This is a genomic window from Paenibacillus glycanilyticus NBRC 16618, assembly GCF_004000805.1.
Lineage (GTDB): Bacteria > Bacillota > Bacilli > Paenibacillales > Paenibacillaceae > Pristimantibacillus > Pristimantibacillus glycanilyticus.
Genome location: NZ_BILY01000014.1, coordinates 97,498 through 118,270, shown reverse-complemented (window position 1 = coordinate 118,270; position 20,773 = coordinate 97,498). Strand labels below are relative to the sequence as shown.

The 20,773-nt window shown below is 54.0% G+C and carries 18 protein-coding genes; all 18 read left to right on the top strand.

Annotated elements, in window-relative coordinates; all coding sequences use genetic code 11:
- Positions 1 to 74: 74 nt before the first annotated feature.
- A complete protein-coding gene (locus PGL01S_RS13590; RefSeq protein ID WP_127495151.1) occupies positions 75 to 1,661 on the top strand; it encodes a PucR family transcriptional regulator in 1,587 nt (528 codons plus the stop codon).
- 45 nt (positions 1,662 to 1,706) lie between these two features.
- Positions 1,707 to 3,032, top strand: a complete 1,326-nt coding sequence (locus PGL01S_RS13585) for a 5'-deoxyadenosine deaminase (protein ID WP_127495150.1) — start codon at positions 1,707 to 1,709, stop codon at positions 3,030 to 3,032.
- A gap of 36 nt (positions 3,033 to 3,068) precedes the next feature.
- Positions 3,069 to 4,154: an XdhC family protein gene (locus tag PGL01S_RS13580; RefSeq protein WP_127495149.1), complete on the top strand. Its 1,086-nt coding sequence runs from the start codon at positions 3,069 to 3,071 to the stop codon at positions 4,152 to 4,154.
- Positions 4,075 to 4,677, top strand: coding sequence for a nucleotidyltransferase family protein (locus PGL01S_RS13575; RefSeq protein WP_164775457.1), 603 nt, complete (start codon positions 4,075 to 4,077; stop codon positions 4,675 to 4,677). The genes PGL01S_RS13580 and PGL01S_RS13575 overlap by 80 nt, the downstream gene beginning before the upstream one ends.
- Positions 4,678 to 4,857: 180 nt before the next feature.
- Positions 4,858 to 6,015 carry a BMP family ABC transporter substrate-binding protein gene (locus PGL01S_RS13570; RefSeq protein WP_127495147.1) on the top strand — a complete coding sequence of 386 codons (1,158 nt, stop codon included), beginning with the start codon at positions 4,858 to 4,860 and terminating at the stop codon, positions 6,013 to 6,015.
- 285 nt (positions 6,016 to 6,300) lie between these two features.
- Entirely contained in the window at positions 6,301 to 7,848 is a 1,548-nt protein-coding gene (locus tag PGL01S_RS13565) for an ABC transporter ATP-binding protein (protein WP_127495146.1), read from the top strand.
- Positions 7,845 to 8,966 (top strand): ABC transporter permease, encoded by a 1,122-nt coding sequence (locus PGL01S_RS13560; protein ID WP_127495145.1) that lies wholly within the window; start codon positions 7,845 to 7,847, stop codon positions 8,964 to 8,966. The genes PGL01S_RS13565 and PGL01S_RS13560 overlap by 4 nt, the downstream gene beginning before the upstream one ends.
- Positions 8,967 to 8,982: 16 nt before the next feature.
- Positions 8,983 to 9,912, top strand: coding sequence for an ABC transporter permease (locus PGL01S_RS13555; protein WP_127495144.1), 930 nt, complete (start codon positions 8,983 to 8,985; stop codon positions 9,910 to 9,912).
- Between the two features lie 17 nt (positions 9,913 to 9,929).
- A complete protein-coding gene (locus PGL01S_RS13550; RefSeq protein ID WP_127495143.1) occupies positions 9,930 to 10,823 on the top strand; it encodes an FAD binding domain-containing protein in 894 nt (297 codons plus the stop codon).
- A gap of 33 nt (positions 10,824 to 10,856) precedes the next feature.
- Positions 10,857 to 13,166 (top strand): xanthine dehydrogenase subunit D, encoded by a 2,310-nt coding sequence (gene pucD, locus PGL01S_RS13545; RefSeq protein ID WP_127495142.1) that lies wholly within the window; start codon positions 10,857 to 10,859, stop codon positions 13,164 to 13,166.
- Positions 13,163 to 13,696 carry a (2Fe-2S)-binding protein gene (locus PGL01S_RS13540; protein ID WP_127495141.1) on the top strand — a complete coding sequence of 178 codons (534 nt, stop codon included), beginning with the start codon at positions 13,163 to 13,165 and terminating at the stop codon, positions 13,694 to 13,696. The genes pucD and PGL01S_RS13540 overlap by 4 nt, the downstream gene beginning before the upstream one ends.
- The gene (gene uraD / locus PGL01S_RS31250) at positions 13,671 to 14,171 is read left to right on the top strand and encodes a 2-oxo-4-hydroxy-4-carboxy-5-ureidoimidazoline decarboxylase (protein WP_127495140.1); all 501 of its coding nucleotides are present in this window, start codon (positions 13,671 to 13,673) and stop codon (positions 14,169 to 14,171) included. Before PGL01S_RS13540 ends, uraD begins: the two co-directional genes overlap by 26 nt.
- A 15-nt stretch (positions 14,172 to 14,186) precedes the next feature.
- Entirely contained in the window at positions 14,187 to 15,146 is a 960-nt protein-coding gene (gene pucL / locus PGL01S_RS13530) for a factor-independent urate hydroxylase (protein WP_127495139.1), read from the top strand.
- Positions 15,147 to 15,151: 5 nt separating this feature from the next.
- Positions 15,152 to 15,538, top strand: a complete 387-nt coding sequence (gene uraH, locus PGL01S_RS13525) for a hydroxyisourate hydrolase (RefSeq protein ID WP_127495138.1) — start codon at positions 15,152 to 15,154, stop codon at positions 15,536 to 15,538.
- Between the two features lie 18 nt (positions 15,539 to 15,556).
- The gene (locus PGL01S_RS13520) at positions 15,557 to 16,957 is read left to right on the top strand and encodes an allantoinase (protein WP_127495137.1); all 1,401 of its coding nucleotides are present in this window, start codon (positions 15,557 to 15,559) and stop codon (positions 16,955 to 16,957) included.
- Positions 16,958 to 16,972: 15 nt separating this feature from the next.
- Positions 16,973 to 18,229: an allantoate deiminase gene (allC, locus tag PGL01S_RS13515; protein ID WP_127495136.1), complete on the top strand. Its 1,257-nt coding sequence runs from the start codon at positions 16,973 to 16,975 to the stop codon at positions 18,227 to 18,229.
- Positions 18,226 to 19,467, top strand: a complete 1,242-nt coding sequence (gene pucG / locus PGL01S_RS13510; protein ID WP_127495135.1) for a pyridoxal-phosphate-dependent aminotransferase family protein — start codon at positions 18,226 to 18,228, stop codon at positions 19,465 to 19,467. Before allC ends, pucG begins: the two co-directional genes overlap by 4 nt.
- Positions 19,468 to 19,618: 151 nt before the next feature.
- A complete protein-coding gene (add, locus tag PGL01S_RS13505) occupies positions 19,619 to 20,662 on the top strand; it encodes an adenosine deaminase (RefSeq protein WP_127495134.1) in 1,044 nt (347 codons plus the stop codon).
- Positions 20,663 to 20,773 lie beyond the last annotated feature (111 nt).

The window sequence follows — 20,773 nt, the reverse complement described above, 5'->3', positions numbered from 1 at the left end:
GGAAATCTCTGATTTATGATGTTATATAAAATAACACGATAAATGTGTTTACAAGGTGATCGGAGGTGCGCGCTATGCATTTGACAGTGGAACAGGCGCTGAACGTTTTTCCTTTATCGGAAGGGAAACTGGTTGCCGGAACGGCAGGGCGCAATCGGATCGTGAGATCCGTCAATGTGATGGATGCTCCGGATATTACCGACTGGATCAAGGAAGGGGAAATGTTGTTTACGACCGCCTACCTGATCAAGGACCATCCTCAGGATGCGACGGAGCTGCTAGTTAAGTTGAACCAGCGCGGCTCGTCGGGCCTCGGGATCAAGCTAGGCCGATTCTGGGACGCGATCCCCGAACAGTTGATTGCTTTCGCCAATGAACTGGGGTTTCCTCTTATAGAGCTTCCTTATCAATTCACGTTCTCCGATCAGATGAGCGGCTTGTTCAAGGAAGAGCTCAGGCGCAATACCGGCGTGCTGCAGGATATTTTCGACAAGCAGGTCCGGCTGATGCGGATGGCTCTCAAGACGGATCATATTAACGAATTGTTTGATGCGGTAGCGGATATTATCGGATTCCCGATGGCGATTGTTGGCTCAAGGGGACAGATCGTATACAACAGCTCGCAGGTGGCTGATACGGAATTAACCGGCAGCTGGCCATGGCCGCAACAGCAGAAATGGATGAAGAGCAAGCAGTGGCAGGCTTTCCGAATTCCGCTTATGAAGCAATCCCGCTGTACGGGATTTGTTCTGTTTTTTAACCCGCAGCTATTTCTCTCAACTATTGAAGAAAGTCTCTATTTGCAAGCGGCGGAGCTATTATCCTATCAAATGAATTTTAATTACGAGGATTATTTCGAGTTATCCGTGCAAAAGGATTTTGGCGTACTGATCAAACGCTATTTGAGAAACGGATTGCCGATCGATAAGGTTGTCGAATATGCGGATCGCTGGGAGCTCGAGGTTTTTCAAAGCCATTATGTCTGCGTACTCAGCGATATTGCTCATGCTTCCGCGCTGCAACGGACTGAGAAGCTCGAGAAGCTGAAATCGGATTTTTTAAGCCACGCGAAACTTCAAGAATGGAAAGGCATGCATATTGTAATGGAAGAGGGGCTTTTATCCGTTTTTCCCGAGCCTGAAGGGCAAGCGGAAGGTAGTCTTATGTCCGCGTTAAACGCATGCTTCGCATCTATTCAGCGGGAGTGCGGCGAGAGTCCCCGGGCGGCGGTCAGCTGCCGGAAAAAACGGGCAGATCAGCTTTACGAAGCTTTTGACGAGTGCAGACAGACCCAAAGGCTTGCTACCGAATGGGGAGTCGGGCAATCTATTACTTCCTTTGATACAATGGATTTGGCAATCGTGTTCGAGCATGTATCGAAGGACCGGATGGAGGCCTTCTGCAACCGCTGGCTGGGCGGACTTGTAAACAAGGACCCGGATTACGCAAGCGAAATGCTTCGCACGCTAGAGACTTATTTGGAGCAGGATGGCCAGTTAAACGAAACAGCGAAGAAGCTGTATATTCACCGCAACACGGCAACTTACCGGATCGAGAAGCTGAGCGAAATATTAGGGGTGGACTTCAAGAAAATGAATGATCTTCTCAGGCTCAAAATCGCGTTCTTGTTCCGCAAGCTGTTAATTAACGAACAATCATAATCAGCTATTATCAATCCACTGTGCTACAACAAAGGAGCGGAACATATGAGTTCGACTTTGATCCGAAATGCCGTCATTATGACGATGAATGCATCAGATGATATTTTAATTGGCGATGTGCTTGTAAAAGACAACAAGATCGCTCAGATTGGTCCGAATATTCAGGAAAATGAGGTTGACCGCGTCATCGATGCCGGAGGCAAGGTGCTGCTGCCCGGCTTCATTCAAACGCACATTCACCTGTGCCAGACTCTATTCCGCGGAAGAGCGGATGATCTGGAGCTGATTGACTGGCTGAGACAGCGGATCTGGCCCCTTGAAGCCGCGCATAATGAAGAATCGGTCTATTATTCGGCCCTGTTGGGTATTGGAGAACTGATTAGAAGCGGCACAACGACCATTCTTGATATGGAGACCGTTAATCATACGGAGTCCGCGTTCCAGGCGATTCTCGAGAGCGGGATTCGAGCCGTCTCCGGCAAGGTGATGATGGATTACGGAACGGAGGTTCCGCTTCCGCTTCAGGAGAAGACGGAGCAGTCGCTGAAGGAAAGCGTGGAGCTGCTGGAGAAGTGGCACGGAGCTGCCGGCGGACGGATCGAATACGCTTTTTGCCCGCGGTTCGTTGTCTCCTGTACGGAAGAGCTTCTTATTGGCGTAAGGGATTTATCCGCGCAATACGGCGTAAAGGTACATACCCATGCGTCGGAAAACAGGGAAGAGATCTCGATCGTCGAATCCGAACGCGGCATGCGAAACGTGATTTATCTGGATCATATCGGTCTTGCCCGTCCGAATCTTATTCTGGCGCACAGCATTTGGCTGGATGAAGAGGAAAAGCGGATTATCAAGGAACGGGGCGTAAAGGTTACGCACTGCCCGGGCTCAAACCTGAAGCTTGCATCCGGTGTGGCGCAGGTTCCCCAATTGCTGCGGGAAGGGATCGATATCGGCATCGGCGCGGACGGAGCGCCTTGCAATAACAATCTGGATATGTTCCAGGAGATGCGGCTTACGGCTTTTATCCAGAAGGTAAAGCATGGTCCAACCGTCATGAACGCAAAGACCGTGCTTCGCATGGCGACCATGGGTGGAGCTCACGTTCTCGGGCTGGAGGAGAAAATCGGCAGCATCGAGGTTGGCAAGCTTGCTGATCTTCAGCTGCTTGATCTGGAGGACTTCCATGTCTATCCTTCATTTGATGCGGATTGGTATTCCAGAGTGGTCTACGCGGCTACGCGCGGCGATGTCGATACCGTGATGATTGACGGGCAGCTCGTAATGGAGAACAGAATCATGAAGACGGTTGATAAGCCGCTCGTGTTGCGCGAGGCAGACCGAACGTTGAAGGAGCTGTTGGCAAGACTCTAATTTTGCAAAACTATACGCTATCAGGAGGGGTTGCCGATGGACATGATTAACATCCTGCGAACGATCCGGCGGCTTGATCAGCCGGCAGTCCTGGCAACCATTATCGGGGTTGAGGGGCACGCATACCGTAAGGCCGGAGCAGCCATGCTTCTCCCGCTAAGCGGTGATACCGTCGGAACGGTTAGTCCGGGCTGTATCGAATCCGATCTCCTGGAGCGGGTTCCCTCCATTTGGGAAACAAACCGGTATGAGATTGCGGAATATAACATGGACCCGGACGACGATCCCATCTGGGGAGAAGCGGTTGGCTGCGGCGGAGTTATCCGCGTGCTTCTTGAGCCGATAGAAGGAACGCTTCGGACCATTCTGACGGATGCTCTGGATCTGCTCGATAGAGGCAGGGAGGTTCAGCTTGTGCGCAGGCTGAAGGGAGAAGAGCTCTGTTATGAGCTTTCGGCGGAAGAGGTTATACCGCTCCCTTCCGGTCAGTCCGGCTACGATTGGCAGTTTAGTCTTCATTTAACGAATAGGCAACGGGTTATTCTGTTTGGCGCAGGTCTGGATGCCGTTCCCATCTATCAGCTCTTGACGCAAAGCAGTTTTCACGTTATTGTCGCGGACTGGCGTCCGCGTTTGCTGGCTGCTTATCCAGACGCAGAGCATTATCTCGGCACGCCGGAGCAGCTCAAAGAAATGCTGCTTCTGGATACCGAGGCTGCGGTTATCGTCTGCAGCCATCATCTCCGTTACGACCGGGAAATGATCGAATGGGCATTAACGTCAAACTCAAAGTATATAGGAGTAATGGGTTCAACCACGCGGATTGGCATGCTGTTTGATGGGGATGCCCCGCCTGTTAACGTGAAGGCTCCTATCGGATTATCGATTGGAGCTGAGGGGCCTTACGAGATTGCGGTCAGTATTGCCGCGGAATTAATCGCTTTGCGATATCAATGGCGGAATAAGCAAAAGGCTGATCGGCAAAAGGAGGAACGGCATGAACCTATCCGCAATATATTTGGCGGCAGGACAGAGCAGCCGAATGGGCAAGCCGAAGCTGCCGCTCGAGCTTTCGCCGGGCGTAGCGCTCGGCAGTCTGGCGCTTCGTGCTCTCTTGGCTAGCGGAATCGGACGGATACACCTTGTGGTCCGTCCGGATGATCCGTTAACATGGCTGCAGGATATTAGGGAAAGCTCGCTATACGCATCTCAATTAAATATCGTCGTCTGCGAAGAAGCAAGTCTCGGCATGTCTTATTCCATTCGTGCCGGTGTAGACGCCGCGCTATCCAGCCTGCCGCTTCCCGATGCTGTCGTCATTGGGCTTGGCGACCAACCTTTTGTCACGGCTGCCATGGTGCGGCGTCTTCTTGTTGTTATGGAGGAAAATCCGGTCCTGGATTTTGCCGCATCCTCTATGCGGGGAGTCGTTATGCCTCCTGCCGTTATCCGTTATACCATGTATAAGGCGCTTCGGGGATTGAAAGGGGATATGGGAGCGCGCAAGCTGTTTGCATCTCCGGATTATACCGGAGAAATTATTGAATTCGGCGAAGAGGCTGCTGAATTGCTGCTTGATGTAGATGATGAGGACAGTCTTGGGCAGGCAGTTAGGCGATATCGCCAAATCCGAGGCCGGAGATAAAAATGTGATCTTTTGTTACATGGATGTCATCAGACGTGCATCATGCACAATGAGTTTTTGTTATTTTATCTGTCTTTCCAATCTCATGTTAGATATATTGACGTGTTGGTTACGCGGAAGTATATTGAGACTACATCATCCGTTGGTCATGATGATGATAGAGAGTTGGGGAGGAACCATATGAAACATTTTGCAAAAGCACGTACAGTGGGGTTGGCATTGCTCGTATTTATGGTCGTTATTTTATCTGCTTGTTCCAGTAACAGCAATAACAAAACAAACGAAACGGCAAGCGGCGGCAATACACAGACATCTACAGAGCCGTCGGCAACAGATAGCGGCAAGAAGCTGCCGCGGGTCGCTTTCGTTTACATCGGACCTCCCGGAGACGGCGGTTGGACCTTTGAGCATGATAACGGCAGGAAGTACATGGAAGAGAAGCTTGGCATTAAAGCTGACACGGTAGAAAACGTACCGGAAAGCGCGGACGCGGAACGCGTTATTACGGAACTGGCTCAAAACCACGACATTATTTTCACGACAAGCTTTGGTTACATGGATCCGACGCTAAATGTGGCGAAGAAGTTCCCGAACGTAAAGTTCATGCATACGGCCGGCTACAAAACGGCGGACAACATGAGCACCTACTTCGGCAAAAACTATGAAGCCAGCTACCTGACAGGTATAGCGGCAGGGAAAATGACGAAGTCGAATGTCATCGGTTACGTCGGCGCATTCCCGATTCCCGAAGTTATTTATAACATCAATGCCTTTGCGCTTGGCATTCAAAGCGTCAATCCGGACGCGAAAGTAGACGTCGTATGGAGCAACACCTGGTACGATCCGACCGCAGAGCGCCAAGCGGCGATCAGCTTGCTGGATAAAGGCGCGGACGTCCTGCTTGCTTATCAGGATTCCCCGGCAACCCTGCAGGCAGCTGCCGAACGCGGCGCGCTGGCAGGCGGCAACGACTCCGACATGACCCGTTACGCACCGGATGCTTACTTAACGAACCCGACTTGGAACTGGGGCCCTTATTATACGAAGGTCGTGCAATCCGTGATCGACGGAACCTGGAAGAGCGAGCAATTCTCCGGCGATATGGTGGACGGCATGGTTGGCCTCGCTCCGCTTGGACCTAGCATTCCTGACGATGTGAAGAAGCTGGTAGAGGATGCAAAAGCGAAAATCATCAGCGGCGAGCTGGACGTATTCAGCGGTCCGATCACCGATGCATCCGGCGCAGCTAAGCAGGAAGCGGGCCAAACGATGAGCCTGGAGCAAATTCTGGAGATGAACTGGTTCGTCAAAGGCGTGGAAGGAACCATTCCTCAATAGCCTTCAGCCAGCCAAAACGGCCGATCAACAAATCCCTTGCTAAAGGGATTTGTTGATTTATTGGCCTCCATCTCATCCTAAATTATCACAAGAGGCTAGAAAGCAGCGCACTTGTGTGACAATTCTTTAAGCGAATGCTTACGAAGCAAGAATCATCACAAGTGGCTAGAAAGTAGCGCACTTGTGTGACAATTCTTTTAAGCGAATGCTTACGAAGCAAGAATCATCACAAGAGGCCGGAAAAAAGGCCCACTTGTGTGACAATTCTTTTAAGGAGGAAGCGGAATGCTCGAAACCTACTCCGTAGAAATGCAGCGTATCGTCAAGCAGTTCGGCTCCGTTGTCGCGAATGATCAGGTCGATTTCAAGGCGAAGGCAGGAGAGATTCACGCCTTGCTAGGAGAAAACGGAGCCGGCAAAAGCACGATGATGTGCATGCTGTCCGGCGTCTATCGTCCAACTAGCGGCGAGATCTATATCCAAGGCGAAAAAGTAAAAATCCGCTCGCCCAAGGATGCCATGAAGCTTGGCATCGGGATGGTGTTTCAAAACTTTCGTCTCGTTCAGACCTTAACGGCTGCCGAGAACATTATTTTAGGCGAGAAATCCTCCTTCTGGCGCGGCCCGGGCTGGATGAAGAAGAAGCAGGAGGAGATTGAGGCGATAGCGGTCAAATTCGGGCTAACCTTCCCGGTGGACCGCCCGATCTGGCAGCTGTCCGTAGGCGAGCAGCAGCGGGTGGAGATCGTCAAGACGCTGTATCGCGGCGCCGATCTTATTATTCTGGACGAACCAACGTCGGTTCTTACGCCAGGCGAAGCGGAGCAGCTGTTCGTCACGCTTGCGCAGATGAAGGCGGAAGGCAAGACCGTCATGATTACGACTCATAAATTAAAGGAAGTTATGGCGATCTCCGACAGCATATCGATTATGAGGAAAGGCAAACTCACTCATACGATGATGAAAACCGAGACGAACGAACGCGAGCTTGCGAGGTTAATGGTTGGCAAGGAGCTGACCGTTCAAAAGCCGCTTGCCAGCCGTCCGAAAGGCAAGCCGCTCCTGATCGTTGATCAGCTTGATGTATATGCCGATCATGGAAGAAAGGCTTTGAACCAGATGGAATTCCAGGTGCATGAAGGCGAGATCGTTGGGGTTGCGGGCGTAGCGGGCAACGGCCAGAAGGAGCTGGCGGAGGTGTTAACGGGACTTCGGGCATGGCGCAAAGGCAGCATTACCTTTAACGGCAGCCCGCTGAAGAACGCTTCGGTTCGCGGAGCGATCGAAGCCCGTATCGCCCATGTGCCGGAGAACCGAATGAAGAGCGGTCTTGCCGGCAGCCTGGGCATTGTCGACAACCTGCTGTTCAAATCCTACCGCACAAGCGATCGCTCCCGCTTCGGCTTCCTTCGCTCGCGGGCGAACCGAAGCTGGTCGCAGTCGCTGGTAGAGCAGTTCGATGTCAAAACTCCGGGACTGGATGCGCCTGTAAGACAGCTATCCGGCGGCAATCAGCAGAAGCTGCTTTTTGCCAGGGAAGTTGAGCAGGATCCGCTCTTTATGGTGGCCGTTCACCCTACGCAAGGGCTGGATGTCGGAGCAACGGAAGGCGTACACCGGTTACTTACGGAGATGCGCGGACAAGGCAAAAGCATCCTTCTTATTTCGGAAGATCTCGATGAGGTTATGCAGCTCTCCGACCGCATATTAGTAATCTATAACGGCCGAATGGTCGGGGAATTGGCGCGAGGGGAAGCGACCCGCGAACAGATCGGCTTATACATGGCCGGCGTTCGGGAAACGGATGACACGGAGGAGGAGAAGGTCGTATGAGCAAGCAGCCTGTACAAAGCGCTTTAGCTATTGAACAACCGGATACACCAACACGCCGCAGCAAGCTGCTGTCTCTTCGAATCGAGCTGGATCCGTCCAGAAAAGAAAGCCCGTGGTGGATGACCATCGTCTCTATCCTGCTTGCTCTAGTCTTCTGCGGTATCTTTATCGCAGCTAACGGCATGAATCCGATTACGGTTTATTCGAAAATGATTACCGGGGCGTTCGGAACCTCATTCGGCATAACGGAAACGCTTGTGAAGTCCATCCCGCTTCTCCTATGCGGTATCGGGGTTGCGATTGCTTACCGCATCTCGGTCTGGAATATCGGGGCGGAGGGGCAGTTTCTCGCCGGAGCGATGGCGGCGACGGCGGTAACGGTCTATTTTTCGAATATGCCCGTATACCTCGTGATTCCCGCGATGGTCGTGTTCAGTATACTAGGCGGCGGGATTTGGGGATTGTTGACTGCAATTCCAAGGACGTATTTCCAGGTAAACGAGCTGATTACGTCTCTCATGCTTAACTATGTGGCCTTACTGGCCTTGAATTACTTCGTCTTTGGTCCCTGGAAGGATCCGAAAGGCTTTAATTTCCCGGGTACTCCGGTATTCACGGATGCGCAGTCGCTTCCGGTGCTTGGGGATACAAGGCTGCATCTGGGTCTCGTGTTTGCCATTGTTGCTGTTCTTCTGTACGCCTTCCTGATGAAATATACCCGCTGGGGTTACGAGCTTCGCTTGATTGGCGCGAACCCGGAAGCGGCGAAAAACGCCGGCATCAAGATCAGCCGTCATATTCTGCTCGTAATGCTGATTAGCGGCGGAATGGCCGGGCTCGCCGGAATGGCGGAAGTATCGGGCGTCACTCACCGTCTCATGTACGGAATATCACCGGGCTACGGGTATACGGCGATTATCGTGGCTTGGCTTGCGAAGCTGAATCCTCTCGGTCTTGTCGTTTCATCGTTCCTGTTCGGCGGACTTATCGTGGGCGGCTTCAGCGTTCAAACGATTGGCCTTCCGTCCTCCATCTCGTCCATGATCCAAGGGGCGATCCTGTTCTTCCTCATTGCAGGCAGCATGGCCAGCAAATTCCGTATCCGGAGAAACGCGTAGAAGGGATGTGTAGACCATGGATATATTCGTTCAAATCATTGTAGCAGCCATCTCTTCCGGCACGCCTCTCTTATTCGCCACGCTTGGAGGCATCCTGATCGAACGGTCAGGCATTATCCAGCTCGGCGCGGAAGGTCTAATGCTGATGGGGGCCGTCATAGCCTGTATGACATACCTGCATACCGGCAGCCTGGCCTTAACCCTGCTGGCCGCCTGCGCGATAAGCGCGGTGCTGGGCATCGTCCATGCCTTTATGTGCGTGACGCTTCGGGCCAATCAGATTGTCAGCGGCCTGGCTTTAACGTTATTCGGAACCGGGCTTAGCGCTTATCTTGGCAAAAGCATTACCGGACAGCCGGTAGCGGGCGCGGTTCCGAAGGTAAACCTGAATTGGCTTAAAGATGTACCCGTAATTGGCGGAATATTCGCTCATCTCGATATTTTAACCTGGCTCAGCTTTATTCTCGTTATCGTCTTGCACTTATACATTCACCGTACCTCATGGGGCCTACATCTAAGAGCGATTGGCGATAATCCGCCAACGGCCGACGTAATGGGGATCCGGGTACAAACATTCCGTTACGGTTATATCATCATTGGCTCCATGCTGATCGGTCTTGCCGGCGCGGATCTGCTGATGGTGTATTCGCCAACCTGGATTGAAGGCATGACGGCAGGCAGAGGCTGGATCGCCGTGGCTCTCATTATTTTCGCAAGATGGAATCCGGTCCGCGCTCTGTTCTGCGCTTACTTCTTCGGCGCGCTGGACACCATCGGCTTCCGCATTCAACTGATCGGAAGCGAGATTCCATCCTATTTCCTGAAGATGATTCCTTACATTGTAACGATTCTGGTTCTGATGTTCCTTGGCTGGCGCAACCGCAATAAGCCTTCGGGCTCGCCGGAGTCGCTGGGTACACCGTATATTCGCGAACAAAGATTTTAACGGAAGGGGATGGCGTTATGGCTGCAAATGCACAAGGAGTGGCGGAAGCACCTTTCGTCTGGCATCCGGCAACCGCCGAGGAAGCTTGGCAGCTTAAGGCAACGCTTGGAGCTGAGGGCGTGTTCACCGCAGGAGGCACGCTGCTGCGCACGCAATGGGAATCGGGGCTGGCGGCCATGCCGAACCATCTGATCGACATCGGGGCAATTCAAGAACTGCATGGACCTCGGACGGACAGCGAGATCGGAACAGTCTGCTTCGGAGCCATGACGACACTATCGGAAATACGAACCAGCCCGCTTGTAAATGCGAGTTTCCCGCTTCTGACGGAAGCAGCGCGCAGCATCGCCGCACCGTCTATCCGCAATCTGGCAACGATCGGCGGCAATGTACTGTCGATTGTGGGCGACTCGATACCGGCCTTGCTCGTTTATGATCCGGTGCTGCATTGGCACGATGGCTCAAGCGGGCTTGAGGAGTCTTTATCCGAATGGCTGTCTACCGCGGCGGTGCATCCGGTCTGGAAAGAACGTCTGCTTCTCTCGGTTGCGCTGACACCGCCAACCTTGAATTCGAATACGAAGCGATTCGTCGCTTACCATAAAGTCGGCAGAAGAGATGCTTTTACCCCTTCCGTCGTAACCGCCGCATTCAGCATACAGCTCGATTCGGACAACCGGCTGGGCGATGTGCGGCTCGCGCTTGGCGGCGGGCAGACCATCCCGCATCGTCTGGAGACGGTGGAACAATTTTTGACCGGGAAGCCGGCCGATAAGAAGACCATTACGGAGGTTTATTCCATGATTCTCGAGCATTACGAGCCGAAAGGAGATGCTTTTGTCCCGGTCAGTTACCGGAAGAAAGCAGCGGCGAATCTGATTGCTTCGGAATTGTGGAAAGCGGCAAAGTAATGCAGCTGTTAAAGAGAGGACGGGTGGTCAACTATGCTCTTGAACAAAAAAGGAAGCGGGGCTCGCTGGCGTGTTCGTCCCGACGGACCCGATAAAGTAACCGGCAAGCTGGCTTATCTGACCGATATGACAGCGCCGGATATGTTGATTGGCCGTGTACTGAGAAGTCCTCATGCGCATGCGCGGATTACGGCTATTCGAACCGAGCATGCTGCGGCATTGGATGGCGTGCATGCCGTCATTACCCATAAAGACGTACCGGGTCTTAACCGGTTCGGAATCGCTCATCCCGATCAGCCTGTTCTATGCGAGGACCGAGTGCGGTATGTCGGAGACGCGGTTGCGGCCGTAGCGGCGGATACCCTTGAGATTGCCGAACATGCTCTTCGGTTAATCGAGGTCGATTACGAACCGCTGCCGATTGTGGAGGATGCGGAATACGCGCTTACCGACGAGGCTCCGCAGCTTCACCCGCAAGGCAATCTGCTTCACCGGAACGGATTCCAGCGAGGCGACATTGCTGCAGGCTTTGACAGCTGCGCCCATGTCGTAGAAGAAACCTATTATACGCCGCGCCAGATGCATACGTACATGGAGACGGAAGGCGGCTTGTTTATCCCGGGAGAAGACGGACGGCTCACCGTTTATTCGCCAACCCAGCATGGCTTTATGGACCGCATGCAGCTGGCGCGCATTCTAGCGATTCCGCAAAGCGAGATTCGGATCGTATCCAGCCCAATCGGCGGTTCCTTCGGCGGAAAAGACGAGCTTAACGTTCAGCCCTATGGAGCGCTGCTCGCCCGGATAACCAAACGTCCGGTAAAACTCCATAACTCCAGATGGGAATCGGTTCGGGCCGGTCTCAAGCGGCATCCGATGAAAATTACGATGAAGACCGGCGTAGACGACAGCGGCCGGCTGATTGCCCACCAAGTCCGAATTATCGCGGACACGGGTCCTTACGCCACGCTTGGCGCGGAAGTGCTTAACTTCGCGGTGGAGCATGTCATTGGTCCTTACCGGTACGAGCATTTGGACGTGGAGGGCTTCTCGGTCTACACGAACAACGGAATGTCGGGCGAGTTCCGTGGCTTTGGCGGCAATCAGGCGATATTTGCCTTGGAAGGGCAGTTCGACCGGCTGGCGGAAAAGCTTGGCATGGATCCATGGGAGCTCCGGCTCCGGAATATGCGGAGAAGCGATGATCCCGGCCCGTTTGACCAGCCCATCGCCCTGACGGAAGGCGCCAAACAAGTCTCTGCCGCGATGACTTCCAGCCCGCTCTGGCAGGAGCGCAGCAATCCGGCGGCCAAGGCAGCGCAAGACGAACCGTGGATCCGTACGGGAATCGGAGCGGCATTTACGATGCATGGAGCGGGATTAGGCTTCGGGATTCCCGATCCGGCCGGCGGTCGATTAACGCTGGCTGCGGACGGCAAGATCGAAGCGGTATTCGGCTACGAGGAATTCGGGCAAGGCTTGATCGCTTCCCTGGAACAAATGCTGATTGAGCAGTTCGGCTTCGCCTCCGGGGATATCCGAATCGTTATCGGCGATACGGATATCGTGCCGGAGAGCGGATCAACCACCGCATCCCGCGCCACAAGCATGATGTGGAAGTCGCTGCAAAATCTGCGGCCGCTGTTCGAAGACGCCGTTCTCGGCAAAGCCGCGGATATCTTGCAGCTTCCCGCAAGCCGGCTGAGGTTTGGTGAAGGCGGCGTTTACGCGATCGAAGCCAGCCCCGAGCCTGACAATCCGAAATGTCTCATGACCTATCCGGCACTCGCGGCAGCTTGCTGGGAACCGGTTACCAGTTCAACGCAATTTCATTTCCCTACCTCCGACACGCAAAAGGTAGGCGCCCATTTCCTCTATACGTACTCCGCGGTTGCCGTAAAGGTAGAGGTAAATCAGTTGACCGGCCGAGTCCGGGTGCTGCATCAATACCATGCGGTAGCAGCCGGGCCGGTGATCAACCCGCAAGGCTTTCTTGGGCAGATCGAAGGCGGCAGCAGCATGGCCATCGGCTTCGCCCTTACGGAAGACGCGGTTATGAGCGGCGGACAATATTTAACGAAAAACCTGGATACGTACCTGGTCCCAACGATAGCGGAACATCGAGGCACCATTGACGTTCAGCCGATTGAAGAGCTGCCGGAAGAGGACAATTACGGTCCCCGCGGCATTGGCGAGGTAGGATCCGTTACGCTGGCACCGGCCATCGCCGCGGCCATCTATGACGCAGTCGGCGTTCGGGTGACTAAGCTTCCAATAGATTCGGAGCTGCTGCTCGCGCAATCTTTTGATTCATTCCTAGACAAGGCGGTGAGCGGAGAATGAAAGATTCGGCAAAGTCTGTTACCCCGCTTGCGGCAAGCTCGATTCCGTGCACGATTAACGGTCATGAAGCGAGCTTGAACGTACCGCCGGCCAAGCGGCTGCTTCATGTGCTGCGCGATGACCTGGCGATGACGGGGGCGAAGCGTTCCTGCGAAATCGGCCGATGCGGCGCCTGCATGGTTATGGTGGACGGCGTTCCTGTTAATTCCTGCCTTACGATGGCCTATCAATGCTCGGGCAAATCTATTACAACCATTGAAGGAGTCTCGGCGCAAGCCGGCGGCATCGATCCGATCCAGAGAGCTTTTCTCGAGGAAGGCGGATTCCAATGCGGCTACTGCACGCCGGGAATGATTATTTCGGTCAAAGCGCTGCTTGATCATAATCCGGATCCGACATCGCTTGAGATCGAAGAAGCGTTATCAGGAAACATATGCCGGTGCACCGGCTACGGAGGTATTAAGAGAGCCGTACAAAAAGCGATAGAGTGGAGGAAGGAAGCCTATGAATCTGAATCTATCCGCGATTAACGAAATGCCGAAGGAATCTTTTGTCGAAGCGCTTGGCGCTATCTTCGAGCATTCGCCTTGGGTAGCCGAATCCGCCTTTGCCGCCCGCCCCTTCCGATCCGTGGATGAGCTGCATGACGCCATGGTGAAGGCGGTTGTTCATTCTTCGGAAGAGACCAAGCTTAAGCTGTTCCGCGAGCATCCCGATCTGGCTACCCGAATCAAGATTGGCGATTATTCGACGAAGGAGCAGCAGGGAGCGGGACTCGACAGGCTGACGCCGGAAGAGTTCGAGGTATTTACGGCAAGCAACCGCAAATATACCGGCAAGTTCGGCTTTCCGTTTATCCTGGCCGTCCGCGGCAAGGATAAATCCGATATTTTAGCCGCTATGGAAGCAAGAATCAACAACAGCCTGGAAGAAGAAGCCGACGAGGCCTTATGGCAAATCGCCCGCATTACGAAATTCAGGCTGCACGATCTTATTACAGAATAGAAGGGATTGGTATTCATGCTTAAACTCCGCAGCGGTCGTACTCTCTATTATGGTAAAGGCGATGTTCTTACTTACCGCACTTATGCTAATCCGTTATCCGTATCTGCCGTTCCCGAATCCGCCTATACCGGTGACAGCAATGTCATCTTTGCCCATAACGTAACGTTTGCCGTTAGCGGCGAACAGCTCCTCACTTCGTTTACCGAAGGCGACAACTCGCTAGTCGTGGCTACCGACTCGATGAAAAACTTTATTCTGCGCAACACGGCCGCTTACGAAGGCAGCACAACGGAAGGCTTGCTGGCGTTTATCAGCCGGAAGTTTATGGACCGTTACCCCCATATCGATGCCGTGGAGCTGAGCGCGGACCGGATCCCGTTCCAGACGCTGGAGGTAACCTCCCAAGCAGGCTCAGGCCTGGAGCCAAGCTCGCTTGTCTACCGCCGTTCGCATAACGATCATGCCAGCGCTTCGATGAAGCTGGTCCGGAAAGACGGAGCTCCCCGTATTGATTCGCATGAATGCGCCATTACCGATCTGCAGCTGATCAAGGTAAGCGGAAGCTCGTTTTACGGCTTTGTCCGCGACGAATATACAACGCTGCCCGAGAGCTATGACCGTCCGCTGTTCATCTTTCTGGACATCTTCTGGAAATACGATCAAGCAGACGATGCCGTTGATGCCGGGCTAGGACGTTACGTTCCTGCCGAGCAAATTCGGGACATCACCCATAACGTCTTCCATGAAATGAAATCTCCGTCCATTCAGTTCCTAATCTACCATGTCGGCCGCCGGATTCTAACCCGTTTCCCGCAGCTGGCCGAAGTTCGATTCGAATCGAATAACCGGACCTGGGAGACGATCGTGGACAACACCGAGAACGATCCGGCCGGCGTCTATACCGAACCTCGCCCGCCGTTTGGCTTCCAAGGCTTTACGATGACGCAAGAAGATCTGACTACGGACGGGGAGTGAAGCCTATGAGCGGCGGACGCATTACAACCCATGTGCTGGACACGTCGAAAGGCAAGCCTGCCGTAGGCATTAAAGTTGAACTCTACCTGATCGAGTCAGACGTAAGCTCCGCGTTGCCCGAGGAACGCATCTTGCTGCGGACGGCGGCCACCAACGAAGACGGACGGCTGGATGCCCCGCTGCTAGGCAGCGAGGAGATGCTGGCCGCCGTCTATGAAATCGTCTTTTGCGCCGGGGACTACTTCCGGGATGAGAAGAGACGCCATATTCTCGATTCTGAACCGGTATTCGACCGGATTCCGATCCGATTCTCCGTAACGGATGCCGGTTCCCATTATCATATCCCGCTGCTTGTCGCTCCCGGCGGCTACAGCACTTACCGCGGAAGCTGAACAAAAGGAGGCAGCAGGATGAACCAAGTATATGACCGCATCATCCTAAACGGGCAGGTTGTTCTCCCGGGCGGGACTTATCGATTGGACATTGGGATTATCGGCGGTAAAATCGCGGCTATCTCCGAATCGCTAGCCGACTCCCCGGCAGATGAAATGGTTGATGCCGAGGGCAAATTCGTCCTTCCCGGCATGATCGATATCCATGTTCATTTCAATGAACCCAATTTCGGCCATTGGGAGGGCTTCGCAACCGGTTCCTCCGCGCTTGCTGCCGGCGGCTGCACGACTTACGCCGATATGCCGCTGAACGGCAACCCGCCGACGGTTACCCCTGAGGCTCTGGCCTTAAAGGGCGAACTAGCCAATGGAAACTCGGCAGTCGATTATACGTTCTGGGGAGGTCTCGTCCCCGGCAAGCTGGATCAGTTGGAAAAGCTGGCGGAGGGAGGCGTCCGCGGCTTCAAAGCCTTTATGTCCAATCCCGGCGGAGAAGGCGAAGGCCGTTTCCGCGAGGTTGACGACTTAACGCTATATGAAGGAATGAAGAAGATCGCGGCATTGGGAGGTTTTGTTGCCCTCCATGCGGAGAGTGACGCGATTACCTCTGCGCTGGCGGAACAAGCCATTCTGGAAGGAAGGACAGATGCACGAGCCTTTGTGGCGTCCCGTCCGGTTATCGCCGAGCTGGAGGCGGTAAACAAAGCCATTCTGTTCTCCGAGCAGACGGGCTGCGAAGTCCATTTTGTCCATATCAGCAGCGTGGAAGCGGTGGAGCTGATCGACCGGGCGAAGAAGCGAAGCATTCCGGTTACCGTAGAAACTTGCCCGCATTATCTCCTGTTGACGGATGAGGATATGGCGGATATAGGTCCGGCCGCCAAATGCGCGCCTCCTCTACGCGGCAGAGAGCAGAAGGAAGGCTTGTGGCGGCTGCTTGCGGAGGGCAAGCTGGATGTTATCGCTTCCGATCATTCTCCTTGCCCGCCGGAGCTCAAGCTCGACGAATCCCTTTCCTTCTTCGAGGCTTGGGGCGGTATTGCCGGCGCGCAAAGCAGCCTCGAACTCATGCTGGACGAAGGCTTTATAAAAAGAGGGATCCCGCTGCACAAACTGGTTGAACTCTTGTCTGCAGGCCCTGCGAAACGGTTTGGTCTATACCCGCAAAAAGGTCAAATAGCCGTTGGCGCGGATGCGGATCTGGTCCTCGTGGACGCAAGCCGCTCCTATACGCTGACGGAAGATCAGTTGTGGCAAAGGCATAAAGTCAGTCCTTACCTTGGACGGAAATTTGCCTGCAAGGTGACAACAACGCTAGTACGCGGCATTACGGTCTATAACGAAGAGCAAGGCGTAAACCCGGTGAAGCAAGGTCAACTGTTGCTGCAGCCTGTACACGCGCCTCAACAAACCCCTTAAAAGGAGGCTGTAACGATGAGGATTCCGATGGAACAAGAAGCAGCCTCTTTTGTATCCCGCCTTCTTGATGAGCTTGCCTCTTTTGGGGCTGATGAACAAGGAGGAGTTACACGGCTGTTATATACGCCGGAATGGCTGCAGGCACAGTTGTTCCTGGCGGAGAAGATGAAATCGCTCGGCATGGAGGTAAGGTTCGACCGGGTGGGCAATCTATTCGGCCGACTGGAGGGAAGCAGCAAGGAAGCGCCGGTTATCCTTACCGGCTCGCATATCGATACGGTACGCTCCGGTGGCCATTATGACGGCGCTTATGGCATAGCGGCCGGAATCGCGGCTGTAACCTATCTGAAGGATACGTACGGTCAGCCGGTTAACACGCTTGAGATCGTCTCCTTCTGCGAGGAAGAAGGCAGCCGGTTTCCGCTCACCTATTGGGGCTCGGGCAATATGACCGGCGTCTACGATTGGCAGAGCGGCGGGATCGTGTTTGATTCAGGCGGCGTCAGCCTTCAGGAAGCGATGGAAACCGCGGGCTTCGGCAAGCCGGAGCAGGATGCAAGCAAGCGGGAAGATATCGGTGCTTTTGTCGAAATTCATATCGAGCAAGGTCCGGTCCTGGAGCGTCAGCGCAAACGAATCGGAATTGTTGAAGCGATAGTCGGGCAGCGTCGGTATGTCGTAACGGTGCGAGGGGAAACGAATCATGCCGGTACGACGCCGATGTCGATGCGCCACGATACGCTCGTTGGAGCGGCGGAGATGATTCTTCAGCTTGAAGCCGATGCTCTCGTATGCGGAGAACCGCTTGTTGCCACCGTCGGACGGATTGAATGCTTGCCGAATACGCCAAATGTCGTTCCGGGTGAAGTAAGCTTTACAGTAGATGTCCGTCATATAGACGAAGCCGTCATTGCAAAATTTTGCGATAGCGCGATCGCCAAGTTTAATGAAATTGCCAAATGGCGGGGACTCGAGCTTTCGATTGTTCCCTGGCTGGAAGCAAAGCCTGCGCCGATGAGCAAGGAGCTGATCGACAAGCTTGAGCGCATCTCCAATGACTTGTCTCTTCCTTACCGCCGGATGGTCAGCGGAGCGGGTCACGATGCTCAGATGTTTACGAGTAAGTGTCCAACCGCGATGCTGTTTGTGCCAAGCCAATCCGGCATCAGCCATTCACCGCAGGAATTTACGTCGCCTGAAGAGCTGGCCGAAGGGGTATCCGTATTGGCCGCTTTACTATACGAGTTAGCTTACGAGGGGGTATTGCCATGAAACGATACGCCGAATTAGCCCCATCGCAACGGACGATTATGACCCCCGGTCCGGTGGAAGTCGATCCACGAGTGCTCAGGGCGCTCTCTTATCCGATTCTGGGTCAATTCGATCCAGAATTTACGTCTTACATGAACGATACGATGGAGATGCTCCGCTCCTTGTTCCGTACAACGAATCATTGGGCGTTTCCGGTAGACGGAACCTCCCGCTCCGGGATAGAAGCGGTACTTACCAGTCTGATCGAGCCGGGAGATAAGGTACTTATTCCAATCTACGGCCGGTTCGGCAATCTTCTGTACGAAATTGCGGAGCGGGTTGGCGCCGAAGTCGCTATTATCGAGGCGGAATGGGGAACCGTGTTTGATCCCGGGGACGTGATCAACGCCATTCACCGGGAGAAGCCGGCGCTTGTGCTGATGGTTCACGGGGAAACGTCGACAGGACGGATGCAGCCGCTTGCCGAGATTGGCAAGGCATGCCGCGAACTTGGCATTCTCTTTGTGGTTGACGCGGTTGCAACGATCGGCGGCGTTCCGGTGAATACGGATGAATGGTTTATCGACGCGGTTATCGGCGGAACGCAAAAATGCCTCTCCGTGCCTTCCGGAATGGCACCGATCACGTACAATGACATCGCGGCGGCCAAGATTAACGCCCGCAAGTCTATTGAACGAGGGCTGCGCGCAGCGCACGAACCCAACCTCGAGAACGCGTCTGCACGCCGTCCCGTCATTCAAAGCAACTATTTCGATCTCGCCCAGCTGCAGGATTACTGGAGCCCGGCCCGGCTTAATCATCATACCGAGATGACCTCGATGCTGTACGCGCTCCGCGAAGGTCTGCGTCTGGTGCTGGAGGAGGGTCTCGAGGAGCGCTTCGCCCGCCACCGGTTGAACGAATCCGCTCTTATAGCCGGCTTGGAAGCAATGGGGCTTGTTATGTACGGCGATCCGTCCTGCAAGCTGCCGGTTGTGACCTGCATTGCGATTCCAAGCGGTATCGACGGCGAATCCGTACGCGGCATGCTGCTGAACGCCTTTGGCATCGAAATCGCCAGCTCCTTTGGCAGCTTGAAGGGGAAGATATGGCGGATTGGCACGATGGGCTATAGCTGCCGCCAGCAAAATGTCCTTCAATTGCTAGGCGCGCTAGAGGCCGTTTTGATTCGCCACGGGGCGAAGCTTCATGCCGGAGCGGGCTTGCAGGCGGCGCTGGATGTTTACGATCAAACATAGTAAAATGACGGAACAACATAAGTTTCGACAGCTGAACGATGTGTATATGTTGAGAAACGGTGTCCACCTTTTTGCTTGCCGCAGGAAGGGAGATGCCGTTTTCGCTTACCGATATCCATAATCGTCACGGAAGGAAGGTGTACATCCCATCATGAATGAACAACTACTAGAACAAATAAAAGAGCTCCCCAAGATCGATCTGCATGTGCATTTGGACGGCAGCGTGAAGCCGGATACCATCCGCGAGCTCGCGAAGGAACAAGGAAAGCCGCTTCCGGAAGGGGCGGAAGGCGATCTGACGCCATGGATGCAAATTGACGAGACCTGTACCAGCCTGGTTGAATATCTGAGCAAGTTCCGTTTTGTGCTGCCCTTTATGCAGACGGCCGAATCGCTTGAACGTATCGCGGAAGAGGTGGTCGAGCAGGCGGCCGCTTCCGGCTGCCTTTATATCGAAGTACGCTTCGCGCCTTTACTTCATACGCTTGAAGGCCTGTCTGCAGGCGAAGCGATTCTGCATACGATTGCCGGATTGCAGAAGGGCGAACAAATGTTTGGGGTCAAAGCTAGAGTTATCGTTATCTGCATGCGTCATGATTCGGTAGAAAGAAACCTGGAGGTTATCGAAGCGGCCCGGGAGTATTACGGAAAAGGCGTGGTTGCCGTCGATCTTGCCGGCGACGAAGCGGGATTCCCGCCCGCTCTCCATCAAGAAGCGTTTGAGCTGGCCAGCCGCTACGAGCTGCCAATAACGATTCATGCCGGCGAAGCGGGTGGCGCGGCTAACGTGAGAGAATCCATTACGAGGTTAGGTGCCAGCCGGATTGGCCATGGCGTTCGCATTACCGAGGATCCGTCGGTCATCGAATTGGTTAGAACAACCCGAACTCCGCTCGAAATGTGTCCGGTCAGCAATATTCAGACCAAAGCGGTACCGGGCTGGGAGGATTATCCGATCCGCAGCTTCCTGGACGAGGGGATTCTGGTTACGGTGAATACGGATAACATGACAGTGTCCGGCACTACCATGAATCTCGAATTCGAGATGCTCGCGGAGCATTGCGGCTTTACGCTTGAAGAGCTTGCACAGCTGACCGTTAATAGCGCTGAAGCAGCCTTCCTTCAAGGCGAGGAAAAGGAAGAGCTTAAAGCGGCCGTTCGCAGCGCCTTGCAAAAGCTTGGCTATACCCTCTAATCTTTTTTGCGCCTATCGGCAGGGATCATAGAGAGAATGGCGAACCTCCCAATACAGGGAGAAAACGTTTTCTGTTTCCTCAACTCCTGCCCATTACAGCGACCGGAAAGA

Coding starts and splice junctions, on each gene's coding strand:
- PGL01S_RS13585 (WP_127495150.1), top strand. CDS start 1,707: ATGAGTTCGACTTTGATCCGAAATGCCGTCATTATGACGATGAATGCA.
- PGL01S_RS13520 (WP_127495137.1), top strand. CDS start 15,557: ATGAACCAAGTATATGACCGCATCATCCTAAACGGGCAGGTTGTTCTC.
- uraH (WP_127495138.1), top strand. CDS start 15,152: ATGAGCGGCGGACGCATTACAACCCATGTGCTGGACACGTCGAAAGGC.
- PGL01S_RS13580 (WP_127495149.1), top strand. CDS start 3,069: ATGGACATGATTAACATCCTGCGAACGATCCGGCGGCTTGATCAGCCG.
- allC (WP_127495136.1), top strand. CDS start 16,973: ATGAGGATTCCGATGGAACAAGAAGCAGCCTCTTTTGTATCCCGCCTT.
- uraD (WP_127495140.1), top strand. CDS start 13,671: ATGAATCTGAATCTATCCGCGATTAACGAAATGCCGAAGGAATCTTTT.
- add (WP_127495134.1), top strand. CDS start 19,619: ATGAATGAACAACTACTAGAACAAATAAAAGAGCTCCCCAAGATCGAT.
- pucL (WP_127495139.1), top strand. CDS start 14,187: ATGCTTAAACTCCGCAGCGGTCGTACTCTCTATTATGGTAAAGGCGAT.
- PGL01S_RS13570 (WP_127495147.1), top strand. CDS start 4,858: ATGAAACATTTTGCAAAAGCACGTACAGTGGGGTTGGCATTGCTCGTA.
- PGL01S_RS13560 (WP_127495145.1), top strand. CDS start 7,845: ATGAGCAAGCAGCCTGTACAAAGCGCTTTAGCTATTGAACAACCGGAT.
- PGL01S_RS13555 (WP_127495144.1), top strand. CDS start 8,983: ATGGATATATTCGTTCAAATCATTGTAGCAGCCATCTCTTCCGGCACG.
- PGL01S_RS13540 (WP_127495141.1), top strand. CDS start 13,163: ATGAAAGATTCGGCAAAGTCTGTTACCCCGCTTGCGGCAAGCTCGATT.
- PGL01S_RS13565 (WP_127495146.1), top strand. CDS start 6,301: ATGCTCGAAACCTACTCCGTAGAAATGCAGCGTATCGTCAAGCAGTTC.
- PGL01S_RS13550 (WP_127495143.1), top strand. CDS start 9,930: ATGGCTGCAAATGCACAAGGAGTGGCGGAAGCACCTTTCGTCTGGCAT.
- PGL01S_RS13590 (WP_127495151.1), top strand. CDS start 75: ATGCATTTGACAGTGGAACAGGCGCTGAACGTTTTTCCTTTATCGGAA.
- pucD (WP_127495142.1), top strand. CDS start 10,857: ATGCTCTTGAACAAAAAAGGAAGCGGGGCTCGCTGGCGTGTTCGTCCC.
- pucG (WP_127495135.1), top strand. CDS start 18,226: ATGAAACGATACGCCGAATTAGCCCCATCGCAACGGACGATTATGACC.
- PGL01S_RS13575 (WP_164775457.1), top strand. CDS start 4,075: ATGGGCAAGCCGAAGCTGCCGCTCGAGCTTTCGCCGGGCGTAGCGCTC.